Annotated in this window: 14 protein-coding genes and 4 pseudogenes; 5 read left to right on the forward strand and 13 right to left on the reverse strand. The window is 38.4% G+C overall.

Annotated features, from left to right (window positions below; genetic code table 11):
• The first annotated feature begins 92 nt into the window (after positions 1 to 92).
• The 3 genes and pseudogenes from ahpC to EJF25_RS02340 form a co-directional block, all read left to right on the forward strand.
• Positions 93 to 659, forward strand: a complete 567-nt coding sequence (gene ahpC / locus EJF25_RS02330; protein ID WP_125039856.1) for an alkyl hydroperoxide reductase subunit C — start codon at positions 93 to 95, stop codon at positions 657 to 659.
• An 83-nt stretch (positions 660 to 742) separates the two neighbouring features.
• A complete protein-coding gene (gene ahpF, locus EJF25_RS02335) occupies positions 743 to 2,293 on the forward strand; it encodes an alkyl hydroperoxide reductase subunit F (protein ID WP_125039857.1) in 1,551 nt (516 codons plus the stop codon).
• A 112-nt stretch (positions 2,294 to 2,405) separates the two neighbouring features.
• Positions 2,406 to 3,140: pseudogene (locus tag EJF25_RS02340) on the forward strand (endonuclease/exonuclease/phosphatase family protein); the annotation flags it as partial.
• 203 nt (positions 3,141 to 3,343) lie between these two features.
• Here EJF25_RS02340 and EJF25_RS26475 read toward each other — a convergent pair.
• From EJF25_RS26475 to EJF25_RS02385, 12 genes and pseudogenes are all read right to left on the reverse strand, one after another.
• A complete protein-coding gene (locus EJF25_RS26475; RefSeq protein ID WP_370685680.1) occupies positions 3,344 to 3,667 on the reverse strand; it encodes a hypothetical protein in 324 nt (107 codons plus the stop codon).
• Positions 3,668 to 3,735: 68 nt separating this feature from the next.
• Positions 3,736 to 4,167: an ADP-ribosylglycohydrolase family protein gene (locus tag EJF25_RS26480; protein WP_370685686.1), complete on the reverse strand. Its 432-nt coding sequence runs from the start codon at positions 4,165 to 4,167 to the stop codon at positions 3,736 to 3,738.
• The gene (locus EJF25_RS26485) at positions 4,143 to 4,745 is read right to left on the reverse strand and encodes an ADP-ribosylglycohydrolase family protein (protein WP_370685687.1); all 603 of its coding nucleotides are present in this window, start codon (positions 4,743 to 4,745) and stop codon (positions 4,143 to 4,145) included. Before EJF25_RS26485 ends, EJF25_RS26480 begins: the two co-directional genes overlap by 25 nt.
• Positions 4,739 to 4,864 carry a hypothetical protein gene (locus tag EJF25_RS26490; RefSeq protein WP_370685681.1) on the reverse strand — a complete coding sequence of 42 codons (126 nt, stop codon included), beginning with the start codon at positions 4,862 to 4,864 and terminating at the stop codon, positions 4,739 to 4,741. Before EJF25_RS26490 ends, EJF25_RS26485 begins: the two co-directional genes overlap by 7 nt.
• A gap of 14 nt (positions 4,865 to 4,878) precedes the next feature.
• Complete coding sequence (locus tag EJF25_RS02350; protein ID WP_125039859.1) at positions 4,879 to 5,868, reverse strand: nucleoside hydrolase; 990 nt, start codon at positions 5,866 to 5,868, stop codon at positions 4,879 to 4,881.
• Positions 5,869 to 5,963: 95 nt separating this feature from the next.
• Positions 5,964 to 6,968 carry a GRP family sugar transporter gene (locus tag EJF25_RS02355; RefSeq protein ID WP_125039860.1) on the reverse strand — a complete coding sequence of 335 codons (1,005 nt, stop codon included), beginning with the start codon at positions 6,966 to 6,968 and terminating at the stop codon, positions 5,964 to 5,966.
• 23 nt (positions 6,969 to 6,991) lie between these two features.
• Entirely contained in the window at positions 6,992 to 7,906 is a 915-nt protein-coding gene (gene rbsK, locus EJF25_RS02360; protein WP_125039861.1) for a ribokinase, read from the reverse strand.
• A gap of 37 nt (positions 7,907 to 7,943) precedes the next feature.
• On the reverse strand, positions 7,944 to 8,867 hold the full coding sequence (rbsK, locus tag EJF25_RS02365) for a ribokinase (RefSeq protein WP_200832851.1): 924 nt from the start codon (positions 8,865 to 8,867) through the stop codon (positions 7,944 to 7,946).
• A gap of 258 nt (positions 8,868 to 9,125) precedes the next feature.
• Positions 9,126 to 10,664, reverse strand: a complete 1,539-nt coding sequence (locus EJF25_RS02370) for a BT2802 family ribose utilization protein (RefSeq protein WP_125039863.1) — start codon at positions 10,662 to 10,664, stop codon at positions 9,126 to 9,128.
• Positions 10,665 to 10,793: 129 nt separating this feature from the next.
• A pseudogene (locus tag EJF25_RS02375) lies at positions 10,794 to 11,251 on the reverse strand (HU family DNA-binding protein).
• A 280-nt stretch (positions 11,252 to 11,531) separates the two neighbouring features.
• Positions 11,532 to 11,720: pseudogene (locus EJF25_RS25355) on the reverse strand (DNA damage-inducible protein D); the annotation flags it as partial.
• 5 nt (positions 11,721 to 11,725) lie between these two features.
• Positions 11,726 to 12,274 carry an N-6 DNA methylase gene (locus EJF25_RS02385; RefSeq protein WP_235016680.1) on the reverse strand — a complete coding sequence of 183 codons (549 nt, stop codon included), beginning with the start codon at positions 12,272 to 12,274 and terminating at the stop codon, positions 11,726 to 11,728.
• Positions 12,275 to 12,822: 548 nt separating this feature from the next.
• On the opposite strand from EJF25_RS02385, the gene EJF25_RS02390 reads away from it, so the two are divergent.
• Positions 12,823 to 13,134 (forward strand): hypothetical protein, encoded by a 312-nt coding sequence (locus EJF25_RS02390; RefSeq protein ID WP_125039864.1) that lies wholly within the window; start codon positions 12,823 to 12,825, stop codon positions 13,132 to 13,134.
• A 150-nt stretch (positions 13,135 to 13,284) separates the two neighbouring features.
• A pseudogene (locus tag EJF25_RS26300) lies at positions 13,285 to 13,901 on the forward strand (HU family DNA-binding protein).
• A 419-nt stretch (positions 13,902 to 14,320) separates the two neighbouring features.
• Here the strand turns inward: EJF25_RS26300 and EJF25_RS02400 are convergent.
• Positions 14,321 to 15,241, reverse strand: coding sequence for a HEPN domain-containing protein (locus tag EJF25_RS02400; RefSeq protein WP_125039865.1), 921 nt, complete (start codon positions 15,239 to 15,241; stop codon positions 14,321 to 14,323).
• Positions 15,242 to 15,396: the final 155 nt, after the last annotated feature.

The raw sequence follows: 15,396 nt of genomic DNA on the forward strand, positions 1-15,396 counted from the left end.
CTACCTTTATCTTTGTATCAGAAACGAAAAACAAAAAATCGTTTTTACTGTTATAAGTCAATCAATTAAAAACAATAAAAAATAAAAAGATTATGGAACCAATTTTAAATTCTCAACTTCCTGAATTCAGTGTTCAGGCATTCCACAATGGAGCTTTCAAAACTATAACTAACAACGACCTGAAAGGAAAATGGGCGATTCTATTCTTTTACCCTGCCGACTTTACTTTCGTATGTCCGACAGAGTTGGTAGATATGGCTGAGAAATATGACCAGTTCAAGGAGATGGGAGTCGAAATTTATTCGGTAAGTACTGATTCACATTTTGTGCATAAAGCTTGGCATGATACTTCTGACAGTATCCGCAAGATTCAGTATCCGATGTTGGCAGATCCGACTGCTGCTTTGAGTCGTGCATTAGGAGTTTATATCGAAGAGGAAGGAATGGCCTATCGTGGTACGTTCGTAGTAAATCCGGAAGGAAAGATAAAAGTCGTTGAACTGAATGATAATAACATTGGTCGTGATGCCAGCGAATTACTTCGTAAGGTAGAAGCTGCTCAGTTTGTAGCAACTCACGACGGAGAAGTTTGTCCGGCTAAATGGAAGAAGGGGGAATCAACCCTGAAACCAAGTATTGATTTGGTAGGTAAGATTTGATAAACTACCTTGAATGTATACGAAAGGCCGGTAACGGGAAACGCTGCCGGCCTTTCTTTTAAAAAAATGAAAGGAGAGAGAATATGTTAGATTTAACATTAAAAGAACAATTAAAAGGTATTTTCGCCGCATTGGAAGCGGACTTTACCTTTGATATAAATGTATCGTCGCAACACGAAAACCGGAATGAACTCCTGGAACTTTTGGAGGATGTAGCTGCTTGTTCCGATCACCTGACGTGTACTGTGAATGAAGGGGACGGATTGGAGTTTACGATCTTAAAGAACGGTACCCGTACAGGTATTACTTTTAGAGGTATTCCTAATGGACACGAATTTACTTCTGTGCTACTTGCTATTCTGAATCTGGATGGTAAAGGCAAGAATTTCCCAGATGAAGGTGTATGTAATCGCGTAAAAGCTTTGAAGGGACCCATCCACCTGACTACTTATGTATCGCTGACTTGTACCAACTGTCCGGATGTAGTACAGGCATTGAATGCTATGACTACGCTAAATCCGTCCATTTCACATGAGATGGTAGATGGCGCGTTGAATCAGGAAGAAGTAGAGGCATTGAAGATACAAGGAGTACCTTCAGTCTTTGCGGACGGAAAACTGATTCACGTTGGACGTGGAGAGTTTGGAGAGTTATTGGCGAAACTTGAAGAACAGTATGGAATTGATGAGGCTTCACTTTCAACGGAAGAGAAACAATACGATGTGATTGTAGCTGGAGGAGGACCTGCGGGAGTTTCCGCAGCTATCTATTCTGCTCGCAAAGGATTGAAAGTTGCGATTGTTGCAGAGCGCGTAGGTGGACAGGTAAAAGAAACAGTAGGCATAGAGAATTTAATTTCTGTTCCGGAAACTACTGGAAGTGAATTGGCTGATAACCTGAAAACTCATTTGTTGCGTTATCCGGTAGATCTGCTGGAGCATCGGAAGATTGAGAAAGTGGAGCTTGTGGGAAAAGGGAAACAAGTAACCACTTCTGTAGGCGAGAAACTGACTACTCCGGCATTGATTATTGCTACCGGAGCAAGCTGGAGAAAACTGAATGTTCTGGGCGAAACGGAATATATAGGAAGAGGTGTTGCTTTTTGTCCTCATTGTGACGGTCCTTTCTATGCAGGTAAACATGTGGCGGTTGTTGGTGGTGGAAACTCAGGTGTGGAAGCAGCTATTGATTTGGCTGGTATTTGTTCCAGAGTTACCGTATTCGAGTTTATGGATGAGTTGAAAGCTGACCAAGTTCTTCAGGAAAAACTCAGAAGCTTACCGAATGTAGAAGTGTTTGTAAGTTCTCAGACTACTGAAGTAATCGGCAATGGTGATAAGATGACTGCGTTACGTGTAAAGGACCGAAAGACGGAGGAAGAACGGTTGGTGGAGTTGGATGGGGTATTCGTACAAATTGGATTGACTGCGAATAGTGGAGTTTTTCGCGAACTGGTGGAGAGTAATCGTATGGGCGAGATCGTGATTGATGCTTTTTGCCGTACCAATGTTCCGGGAATTTATGCAGCCGGTGATGTTTCTACAGTGCCCTATAAACAAATTATTATCTCTATGGGCGAAGGCGCAAAAGCTGCACTTTCTGCCTTTGATGATCGAGTCAGGGGAAATATCTGATGAATATAGAAAGTTGATAATAAAAGCTATAAAGGTATGATCACATATCTTTGTAGCTTTTTGTTTTTTCCTTATCTTTGAGAATTCTAATAATTATAATCTATTGAAAAACATGAAAAGTATCTTTTTATTGATTCTTATGAGTCTCTTTATCCTTCCGGTGCAAGCCCAGCATACATTGAAGCTGATGAGTTATAACATTAGAAATGGGAATGGCATGGATAATGTATGCAATTACCAACGAATAGCAGATGTAATTAATAAAGCTGCCCCTGATATTGTAGCTGTGCAGGAATTGGACAGTATGACAAATCGGAGTGGGAAGAAATATGTATTGGGTGAACTTGCTACACTTACCGGGATGAATGCATATTATGCTCCGGCTATTAAACATGATGGAGGCAAATATGGCATCGGAATACTGTCTAAACAAGTTCCGGTTCGTTTGAAAACGATGGCTTTGCCGGGAAGGGAAGAAGCGCGTATGTTGGTGATGGCAGAATTTAATGATTATATTTACTGTTGTACTCATATGTCTTTAACGGAAGAAGATCGTATAAAGTCATTGCAGATACTAAAAGAGTTTGTTTCTTATTGTAAGAAGCCTTTGTTTCTGGCGGGTGATATGAATGATCAACCGGACTCCGAATTCATCAAAGAACTGCAAAAAGAATTCCAGATTATATCCAATCCTAAGCAATTAACTTTTCCTGCTTCTAAACCTAAAGTGACTATAGACTATATTGTGAGCTTAAAACGTAATATGAACGGATTTACTGTAAAATCTACAGAAATAGTGAATGAGCCGGTGGCATCTGATCATCGTCCGGTGATTGTAGAATTACGTATGGGTAAATAGGCTCTTATGCGATTCTGTTGTGGGTCATGTTATATCAATTGCTATTTAGCTATGAGGTGTAAATTAGTTGGTATTGACGGATATGCTAGTCATCATTATTGAATGGTTTCGTAAGAAATGGAAATATGTAAAAAAGAGACTCTTCAGTAAAAATGAAGTAGTCTCTTTTTATTGGAATATTCTATTATTATCTAGTCTGAATAGATGATATAATCCCATGATCTCAACCGAGCATTAGAGTTGTCTTCCAGAACTTCCATTTTCACTTGATGTTTTCCTTTAGGCAATTGATAACGCCAGAAAAGATCCAAACGACGGACATTGGCATTAGTCGGAAAGACAGCCTCTTCGATAAATTCCCCATCAATATAAAGTTTGGCTTTCACTTCCGCATCCGGTAGGTTGTGGTTTCTACGGATTGTTTCTCCTCTTAATGCAAATCCGGTACCATCGAAATAGAATGTAAGTGTTTTAATATCCGGGTTATTCAAATCTACTCTCGCGATGGGAACCATATGTGGGAAACTTTGTTCGAAGCGGATTGCTTTGGGGGGTTGAACATTAATTATAACTTTGTCTTGCTCTACTTTTCCATCGTTTTTTGTATCATTTCCAAAGCATGTTTATAGCTGATCTGATAGGTCTGGTTTAAGGAAAGTGATGTATATTTAAATACCTTGTCTTCTGCCCCTTTTAAACCTTTCATCCAATATTCTGGTATTTTGCTATAGCCCATCATTGTACCCAATACCCCCCCGGCAGAAGAAGGATTACAATCTGAATCCTGTCCGGCTCTTGTAGATATTTCCATTGTTTGTGTGAAATCACCATTTCCATATAAGAGCCCTAAAACAATGTAAGCCGCATTGATTTTAGCATCTATATCGAGAGGTTGAAATACTCCTTCCGGACAACCGATGTCTTCCGCATGATATTTTTGTATTTCAAACCAAGTTTGTTTCCAGTCTTTGGGATACTTCTTATGCCATTTTATAACGTCTGAAATACATTTAATCCACTTTCTTTAGGGATTGTTTTCAAGGCTTCCGTTACAATGTCTTGAATATCGTCGGATGCGAAAGCGAGGCTGTACATCGCTCCTACGTAAACACTACCATACCAACCATCACCGTAACACATAAGATGTCCGATTTTGTCACTGACTTGCGAAGCGGAGTTGGGCATGCCCGGATTCATCAATCCGGCAAAATCGGCCTCTATTTGATAGTCGATATCGTCCGCATGAGGATTGTTCAGCCAGTGTCCGGGAGCCTCTATTCCCTGAAGAATATTATATCTTGCTGCCTGATTAGCATGCCATAGCGGATATTCTGCCTGAGCAAACGCTTCTGTAAAGTCTTTTACCGGAGCGTCTAAACCTTTCTTTTCAAATACATCCACAAAGGTGAGATCCATGTATATATCATCATAAAGCCACGACCATTCATCCATCGTTTTACTGACATAACCTTCATACCAGGGAATGACTTGATAATCTTGGATGAAAGTGCCTTGAAAACGAAACTCGGTAGGACCACCGAAAGTTACTCCGATGGTTTGTCCCGCCCATCCTCCTTTTATTTTGTCTAATATTGGGCTTTGGAGAGGATGATTTGTTGAGGCAGAGCTTTTGTTTTATCAGCGGTGGCAGCAGTACACAAACTAATAACAACAGATAGAATGATTGTGTTGAAAAGACATTTCTTTCTCATTTCAAGAGTTTGTATTAATTCTGTTCATTTTTGGGGTTATGAAGCATTAGATCCTCTATGATATTTGTCAGTTGTGGAATAGGCATTTGGAAGATCAGCCGGGAATGCAGGCCTTTCGGATCGGCTGTCCATGTGTTACTACCATTGCGGAATGCTTTCATTATTCCTTTTTCTAGTTTGAAATAAGGGGCGGCTCCACGTACGGCAACAAGGACCGCTGTCTGGTCCCAACTCATTCTGCCTTCAGGATTGTCTTGTGGGAGACACATTGAGAAAGCATCAACAATAGGACTACCTTGAATATCGGATGAAGCTAAACGTTTACCTGTTAAGATTTTATTGCCAATGTCCCATCCGCTCAATATAATAGGTGTAGGCCATTCTTCAAAAACAACTACAGAAGCTGTAGAATCCTTCTCTACATTAAATTCTTTTCCTTGAGGCATTCTACCTGCCATTGATACCAGTAGTTTAACTTTCTTCTTAATTAAATCAGCTCCGGATAACTTACTATACTTATCTGGTTGTGATTGCAGTAAGTTTTTTAAATTAGAAAAGAATCCCACAGTTACGATGGTTACACTTGTATCTGGTTGTAGACTCAATATGCGGCGATATACTTTCAACGCATCTTCACTTTCAGAGGCTGATTGAGCCTTATGAGGATAACGTTTGGGTAATTCATCCGTCCAGCGTGGTTCTCGATGCCAAGTAGTCAGGTTGGGAGCATCCCCTTTTACACAACCAACCGGAATATCAGGGCGACCAAAATAAGTATTGATTACATCGATACAAGGAACTGTCGTCTCACACTTGTTAGAAGATACTGTTGCGAGTATTTTTACTTCTCCTGAATCAGCTAAGGCATGCAGAACTGCCAAAGCACCTACATCATCATAATCGGGTGCCATATCAGTATCAAAAATCAAATTTGTGGTTTGCTTGCCATTTGAGCAGTTACTAAACAGGCATACTGCGAACAGATAAATTAGTAGTTGTTTCATTGTCTTTCTTTTTTAGAGTTTTATGGTTAATAATTTCTTTTGTATTTTTAGACGTTTGAAGATATGGATATATAGAGGTAACTTTAAGCCGGCTCTTAGTTTCCTCCAGACAAAATGATAAGAACCAGTCCCAGAATGAACAGTATGAACATGATAGTCAGCAATAAATTTATCTTTTTGCTGGAACCGCTAAATTCTTTCCAAATGAAAACTCCCCATAAGGCGGCAATCATAGGCGCACCCTGTCCTAATGCATAGGAGATGGCTGCTCCGGCTTTCCCGGCTGCGATATAACTTAGTGATGTTCCCAATCCCCAGACACATCCACCTAAAATCCCAACCAAATGCGTACTGGCTTTTCCGGCAAAATATTCTTTATAAGTGACTGGCTTTCCGACAAAAGGATGTTTCATCACTAGGGTGTTAAACACAAAATTGCTAAGAAAAATACCGATGGTGAAAATGAAAAATGCTGTGTAGGGAGTTGCCATTCCCGTAGTCGGTGATTCGAAATTGTTTAAATCCATGGAAGCAGCAACAAAACGATAGAAAAAAGACATTAGTATTCCGGCAACTGCGGCAAGGATAATCCCTTTTTTACTACTACCGGCATTTTCCTTTTGCTTTTGTCCGGCTGCTACTCCATTACAAATAATGGCGATAACAATCAGTAATACTCCTGTAAATAACCAGATCGGATCTCCTTTGGGAGCACTGAAATAGTTGATGAGTACTCCTAATACTAACGCTAATCCTACGCCAAGAGGAAAAGCGACAGCCATTCCTGCAATGGATACGGAGGCTGATAGGAGAATGTTGGAAGCATTAAAAATAATACCCCCGATTAATGCTCTGACTATATTCTCTGTACCTACTTGTCGTATGTTTTCAAGAAAACTTACACCGGAACTTCCGAGGCTGCCTAACGTAAATACTAAAAGTAAGGCAAATAATAGTATGCCGATCGTGTAATCCCAATAATAAAGTTCGTAACGCCAATTTTTACTGGCTAGTTTCTGGGTGTTTCCCCAGGAACCCCAACAGATCATTGTGATGAAGCAGAATATGACTGCTAATGTGTAGCTATTAACTATAAACATAGTATCAAAAGGATTTAAAGATTTTATTTAATGGTTTGGATGAAAGCATTAACTTCAACGAGAGTTGGAATGGAGGACTGAGCTCCTAATCGTGTCACAGCGATTGCAGCTGCTGCATTTGCAAAACCTAGTGCTTTTCTGTTGATTTCTTTTTGGGAACAAGCTACGGCTAATGCTCCGCAAAATGTGTCACCTGCTGCAACAGTATCGATTGCTTTCATTTTAAAACTGGGAAGTTGTATCGTTTCCCGTTCATTCATCATGTAAACACCTTGACTTCCCAACGTGATCACTATATTGCGTGCTCCCGATCTTAGTAAGGTTTGAGCAATATCATCCAGATTGTTTCCTGTATATTCGATTCCAGAAATGAAAGATGCTTCCAGCTCATTGACTACTAATATATCAATGGCTGTTATTAACTCCTCATCGATCAGACAGGCAGGCGCAGGGTTAAACAATACTTTTTTGCCTTTTTGTTTGGCAAATAAAGCAGTCTTTTTAATTGTTTCGTAAGGAATCTCAGCCTGCATGACAACAATATCCGCTTCTTCTATTATTTCAGAAAATTGAGTGATAGATTCGGGTAGCAAGGAATAATTAGCCCCGGGAGCCACTGCTATGCAGTTCTCACCACTATTAGCAACGTAGATAAGTGCGGTTCCTGTGGGGTGGTGGGAATCGTCGATGATATAATTCGTGTTGATTCCTTCTTTTGTGAAATGCTTTTTTAGGATATCTGCATACATATCATTTCCCAATGCGGTGACAAAAGTCACAGAACCGCCCAGTCTTGCTGCTGCAACGGCTTGATTCGCACCTTTTCCACCAAAAGATTGAATAAAATTGGCATTACCGACTGTTTCTCCGGGTGCCGGAATATGGTTGACTTGTGCCACCATATCGATATTTGAACTTCCAACAACTACTATTTTCATTTGAAAATAAATTTATATATTCGACTTAGGTTTATTCTTATACTATTACTTCTTTTTTATAAGGAATGGCACTTTGGGCGCCAATGCGGGTTACAGCGAGTGCCGCTGCAGCATTGGCAAATCTCACTGCTTCTGCCAAACAGTGTCCCTCGGACAAATGGACACTGAATGCTCCACAAAATACATCTCCGGCTCCGGTTGTATCAATTGTTTCCACTTCTTTAGCCGGAATCATCGTAAATTCATCTTTCTCCTTTACGTAAGCTCCGTCTTTTCCCAATGTGATAACCACATTTTCTATTCCTTTCTCTCCGATTGCTTCGGCAGCCCGATGTGCACTTTCCGTATCCCTAACTTTGATTCCCGACAACATTTCGGCTTCGATACGATTGGGGAGTATGGTATGTATATTTCTTAAAAAGGAATCATTTAGCGTAGAGGCCGGGGCAGGGTTGAGGATTACTTTTTTACCATATTCATTAGCTATAGATGCAGCATATTCTACTGTCTCTAAAGGAACTTCCAGTTGCATAAGTACAATGTCCGCTTCTTTAATTTTTCCTTTGGCCTTGTCTATGTCCTCTAAAGAAAGCGAGCGACTTGCTCCCGGAGCAACAATGATACTGTTTTCGCCAAAAGAATCGACCGATATAAGTGCCACCCCTGAAGGACTTTTCTGATCAGTGAAGATAAATTCGGTATTAATCTTCTCCGATTTATATATTTCCAATGCCTGTAGACCAAATAAATCATAACCTATTTTAGAGATAAATGTGACTTCGGCTCCTAACCTGGAAGCGGCAATTGCCTGATTGGCCCCTTTGCCGCCCGGATTCATGTAGAAAGTTCCTCCCAAAATGGTTTCACCGGGTACAGGCAGTCTGTTGGCTTTGACAACCATATCAGTGTTGCAACTACCGATTACTACGATCTTAGGTCTATGAATGGACGTTATTTCCATGGTATTTAAAATTAGGATTGTACAAAAGAAGAAAATAATAATATACCGTTTTCTACATTAATCTTCTATTTATATAATCTCAAATTGATTATATTTCTCAATGAACTTTGTATGCATCGAGAAATGAATATGAATTCTATTCTTTGATTAAACAACATCATTTGACGAATTGTTTTTTTCCTAAGGGTGTGTAAATGATATACTTCTTTTGATTATTTATATAATTTCAATATCATTCTTATCAGATAAATTTCTTTCTCATAGTTTTTTTGCATTGATATGCTGTTGGAGAGTTTCAGTCAGGCTTTTTTTGAGTATTTTTGATTCTATCCATGCTGTAAAGTCGAAAATGCGGAGTAGCTGGTTTTCGAATTTATCATCGAATAAATGTTCGATTTCAGGAGTTAGTTTTTCCCAGAATAGTTTCCGTTCGTTTCGTAGAATTGGGAGATTCTTCTTGTTCAAAAACCATAATATCAGGTGTTCCGTTTTGAATGACTGTTCTTTGGGAGATGACAGACCTCGTGTGATAGATCGGGTTTCATGGCGGATTAAGTCATATTCCTGCATTTCGTAATAGGCGATCAGGCGGACCAACCGGATGGTTCTCATTAAAGGCAGATACTTGATGTTATGGTCTACAATCGCATTGCTAATGTATTTTTTTGCGGCTTTGTAATCCTGATTTCCGATATGAATGAGTGTAGTATAAAGTAATAATTCACTTTTCCGAATGGGACTTAACCATGCTTCTTTGTCATAAAGTGGTTCGTGATAAAGATTCATAAGCTTGGTGCATTGTAGGAAATTTCCTTTGTCAAGTGACGGGAAAAGTTCGTATTGAAAAAGCAGACAAGTTGCATTGACTTTAAATTCGAATGAAGTGGTTGTAATCAGCTTTCTCAGTTTTTTGAGGAAATAAGGCATTTCTTCATAGTTGCCGACAGAACGTAAACTGCTAAGTACTCCTTCGAGTACAGATAGATAATAAATGGGCGGATTCGACCAGAACTGTTGATTCTTCTCAAATAACAAATCAAGCTCTTTGTATGAGTTTAAGGCAGCTTTGTAATTTCCTGTCATCATTAAATAATTGGCCTGAAAAAGTTTATGATTCCGGGTTAATTCAAAGTTTCCCTCAGTTTCGGACGAGGCTGCGATATAAAGCTCATTGACCATGAGATCGTTCATGTCTTGTTTTTGTTGAGCTGTCCGAATGGATCCGATGTGAGCCAGACGGTATTTTAGAAGATTGTGTAGAGAGGATTGTTCGGTGATCTTCCTGATTTTCTTTAATGTTTCATTCTGCATAAAGTGTTTGTGAAAAAGTTCTTTTTCAGTCATATCGGGAAAGTTCAGCCGGAGCAGATATTCTAGTTCTAGCTTGAGGGCAATGATCAATATCTCATTATTTTCATAATATTGTGCCTGTTCAATGGTGTCGGATAGTATTTCGAAGCATTCCTCAAATAGAGAACGTTCGTAAAGCATGCGGGCTTTACAAAGATTGTTGAACAAGTCATAGCAGATGTCTTTTTTCTTTCGGAGAATGAGTAAAGCATCTGTCAATTTCTCATATAAATATTGAATAGAAACTTCAAAAGACCCATTCGGTCTGCGTTTATAAAACTCTTTCTTTATTGTATTTCCATTTGGTTGTTTACTCTTTGCAATAATATTGTAAATCACCAGATAATCTTTCTCATCTTTGTCTTTTACGACTAAAAGGGAGAAATGTTTTTTTTCAGCTTTTGATAGAGAATATATCAGGGAAATAACAGAATCGACTCTTTTCATGGGAATTTCATTAGTATTAGCCTCGCAATATTCGGGAATTTATATGGAAAATGCAAATCATAGGAAAATAAAAATCCGACTTGAACGAAATCAAGCCGGATTTTCTGATACTAATGAATGAAGCTAGTCTTACAAAGTTGGATCCGGTGATTCTCCACCGCCTTCTCCGCCACTGCTGGGAGGGACTGTATTATTTTTATTTGCTGTATCCAGTTTTTGAATGCTGACCTTGTTTATCATATCTTTTAATAAGCTGCCGGGTGTAAAAATTATCTTGCGATTTCTCAGCGTATCTGCACCCACTTCTCCTTCCTCAACTTGACTTTTGCATCCAAACGATGGGCGGAAAGTTCCAAATTCTCCAAGACTGACGGAGGCACCTATTTCCATGTATGTTTTCAGGGAATCGATTAATCCATCGAGGACAGACTTTACTACACCGCGTGGGACGAATCCTACAGCTGTTACTTGATTACATAGCATCTTAAAATCAATATTCACTACATTGAACGGACGTGCTACATACTTTTCGGCTTTTTCCTTATCAAAGCCAAAGGTTGTTTTTTGACTACATATCTCAGTGCCATAATCTTTAATAGTTTTAATAGTTAATACTTCTAGTTTTTTATTTTGTGATCACGATGCAAAGATATGGCAGCTAAAATTGGTGGACAAGTAATTTTGAGAATGTACGTTAATCAAATAGTTAATATGGCTTCTCCAGTTCACTTCCCAATAATTAAAACCTGCTGTATTTACTGCTTTGATACGCTATGTTTCCCTCTAAACCATAATTTCCTTTCAGTATTTGTTTTATATTTGCTAGCTGATAAATCTGCTGGGCTAACAAACATATGGCACAATGTCTCTTTCCAGAAGCATTTTTCTTACGGCGAGGTTATCTGCCCTTCGCGTTTGGATGGCGAAATATGTCTGTGCAAAAGCGACTTCCTCCTTTCGAGAATCTTCATTTTGAGCGATCAGATAACAGGCATAGCGCGTTAGCAGGATATCAACTATCTCTTTTTCGGCTCCAGAACCTATTGTGACCATTTCTTTTGTCAATAACCTAATTCTTTTAGATAGCTTTCATCTTTGTTTGTACTTCCTTCTGTAAGTTTTGTTTCAAGAGAATCAATCTCCTTTTGCACGGCCATGATATCAATTTCCTCTTCTTCTTTTTCATGAGTACCTACATAACGAGATATATTAAAATTGTAATCGTTTTCAACGATTTCTTCCCGCATTGCCACATAAGCATATTTATCTTCTGTTACACCTGATGATAGTTTTTCTGCCGTAAATTTATGATAGGTGGAAACGATATGATCAATATCATGATTACGTAACCTGTTCTGATTCTTACCATTCTCATACTCATGGCTGGCATCAATGAAGAGTACATTGTCTGTTTTTTTGTTGAATATCATAATCGTTGCTGGGATACCTGTGCTAGAAAACAGATTAGTCGGAAGACCTATAACTGCTTCCAAGTAGTTTTCTTCAATGGTCTTTTGACGTAGTTTCCTTTCGCTTACCCCTCGGAATAGCACATCATGAAGTGTTACGACACCAACTTTACCATGTCTTTCATATGCGACTTCGAGCATGTGACTGATAAATGCCCAGTCTCCTTTGCTTTTGGGAGGTAGCCTCTCCAGAAACGTTTATATTGATTATTTGCGGCTTCATCGGATCCCTATTTGTCGAGAGAAAATGGAGGGTTGGCCACAACTGTATCAAACTTCATTAGCGTATTACTTTCTTTAAATTTCGAATTTCTGTGCGTTGAATAGCTTCTATATTACAAAATTAACTCAAAAAACGAATAAATCAAAAGATATTCCATCTAAATTAGAATCTCTCTCTCCTTTTGTATTGGTATAAAAGATTTTGTTTCCATTTGAATGCCATTACCCCATAAATAAAGCAATCATATTCCGACTATGATATATTGCAAGGTAATCTCCGTCTGTAATAAGGCGTTATACCCTTCATATCGGTCCAAAAGCAGGATATGGAGGAGTTACCTGGAAGATTTGTTATTTGCCCATTACCTTTTAGGTTATTGAAAGCTGTGGAAAATAATCTCTCCATAGCTCTTCTGATCTCATTAAGCTAGATTATTTAAAGGAAATCATACTTGCTTCCTATACAGATGCCTGTAATTAAGAATAATTATAAAGGAATTTCTCTTTTACCTAGCCTTATTATTTTTTTAGCGGATTTTTTTAATGAAAAAGTATTATTAATTTCTCAATCTGTCTCTTTGATCGTGCATCCTTCACAATATGCTGATTCTAAACCGCTAAGCCGGTGTTTCTTTTGGTGGTGGTTAGTGGGAATAGCAGCAGGTAAATTCATTATCCGCTTGCTTTTTATCCATCCTCCTATAGAAATATCAATTATAAAGTTTAATTCCCAGAACTTAGTTATTTCTCTGAATAAAGTAATATCTTTGGGTGCATAAATTAATTCGTAGAATTATAGTCCTTCGAAGCAATAAGTATAGTCTTCGTTTCGTAGAACTATACTCAAACGAAAGAAAGACTATAGTTCTACGAATTAATGTGTATACACAAAACTATTAATTGTTGAACCATTATATATTAATTATAGTATGAGCATTTATTATGATCTTTACGCCAGCGGCAATCCGCTGAAACGAGAGGAACAACAACCGCTTCACGCGCGTGTTATTCCATCAGGAACTTTTGATGCCAAGAAATTTATAGAATTGGTATCCAAGTCTAATGGTTTCAGTCAAGCTACCATTGAAGGTTGTTTGCAAGCTGTGACAGACGAATTGCAGCGTTGGCTCTCAAAGAGTAGACCGTAGAAGTTGGAGAGTTGGGATATTTTTCTTTGTCATTAAAATGTGATCGTTCGGTGATGGAGAAGAAAGAAATCCGTTCACCTTCTATCTGGCTTAATAAGGTGAACCTTCGTGTTAATAAGAAATTCTATGAAGAATTGGAGCCGTTGCAGTTGGAACGTATTGAATCACCATATCGTACAGACAATACTCGTGGGGAAGATGAATGTCGTACACTTCTTATGCGGCATATAGATGAACATGGTTGCATTACCCGTGCTGATTTTATGAGATTGGCAGCTATCAGCCGGGATAAGGCAGTCGAATTTCTCAGGAAATATCTGGATGAAGGAATTATCCGGAGATATGGAGCAGGTAAGATAGTGGTGTATTTGAAAAGTGATGGCATTAAAAAACGATAGAGATTTTTCGACTCCGCTCCTTTAGGGGATAGATAGTCTGATAATATAAAATAAATAAGAGAACATACTTAGCTTGGTTGATTTGCCATTATGCCGCGGGAGTGATATCTATAGAGATTGTTTTGTCAGGTAGCAGAAATTAGTTTGTTATTCTAAGGTGAGAACTGAATAAGTTTTATTGTTTTGATGTGGATTTGACAGATGAATTCGAGCTGAAAGTTTAATTGATAGCAGCCCAAGATATAACTTTGGGCAATGGATATAATCCACAAATACGTCTTGAAAAAACAGTTTATATTTTCAACTGCCTTTTCAAGGCGTATATGTCATGTCATTAAGCGGCGAGGCGTTATCTCGGGCTATTATTAGTTGAGCTATTGCTCGAGGTTCTAGCAGCGTTATTTCGAGGTTGGATTATTTTATTGATTTTGTTGTGATTGTGTTTCTTTATTTGCAATTAGCACATCATAAGAGTCTATTTTCTCTGTGCAGATTCTGAAGGCGATCTCTTTTAATATTTCAATTCGTTCGAGCATATAAGCATACTCTTCTTTGGTTACAATAAAGTCTTTATTGTAACGAGCCTCAATATATGCGCGACAAAGCAGGTTAAAACATCGTTTTTCAAAATTTGTATTTGATGGAAATACTACTGCTAATTCTCTCGAAAATTCTTTTGCATGACCTACCAATTCATCCAGCTTATGGCTCTTTAGACGGTAGTTTCTATATACAAGGCTGATAGAGTTATAAAATCGTTCACAGGTTTGATGCAATAGAAATGAACCTCCTCTATACCGTTCTTTATTATAATCGGTATACCCATGTTCTAAATAATTTATCCCCAGCGGATAATGTATATCAAATTCTTTAATAGCAAATTCTTTAATCTCTTTAAACGACAGTTCACGAGGTTTGGCCAATTTAAACTCTTTGCTGTCATACATCTTGATGCCCTCTTTCATAATATCGGTAAAGAAATACTGACTGCGCTCAAGTTCTTTATTGAGCGTATTTACATATTCAACAATGAATTGTGGTGAAGCATGACGACGATGGGCAAAAGCTTTGTGATATTTAGGAGTTATCTGATTTCTTAGTCTGTCTTCTACATGTTTCATTCTTGGCTTTGGGATGACTGCCATTATATCATAATCGCTCTGATAGAAAGTATTCACACCAAACTCTACTCTCTGGTCCCACAGAACATAACCGCCACGGGCATAGCTACCATATAATATAACCATGCAACACCATGGCATATCGTGCTTAATTAACTCCAGCAAGGTGTTTAACTCTTCCTGTGTTTGTTTAGGTAAATGCTTTATTGACCTTTTCATGTGCTATGATATTTATTCAATCACAAAGTTAATACAAATTAATTGAGATATCTCTTATTTCTATCTCTTAATTCCTCTGTTTTGCTCTTTTTTAGCTCCATACTTCTCCTTATATGTTTTCGAGAACTCCGTATAAGTTTTTTTATAGAGGGACG

Origin of the sequence: Bacteroides faecalis (assembly GCF_003865075.1) — a bacterium.
GTDB classification, from domain to species: Bacteria; Bacteroidota; Bacteroidia; order Bacteroidales; family Bacteroidaceae; genus Bacteroides; species Bacteroides faecalis.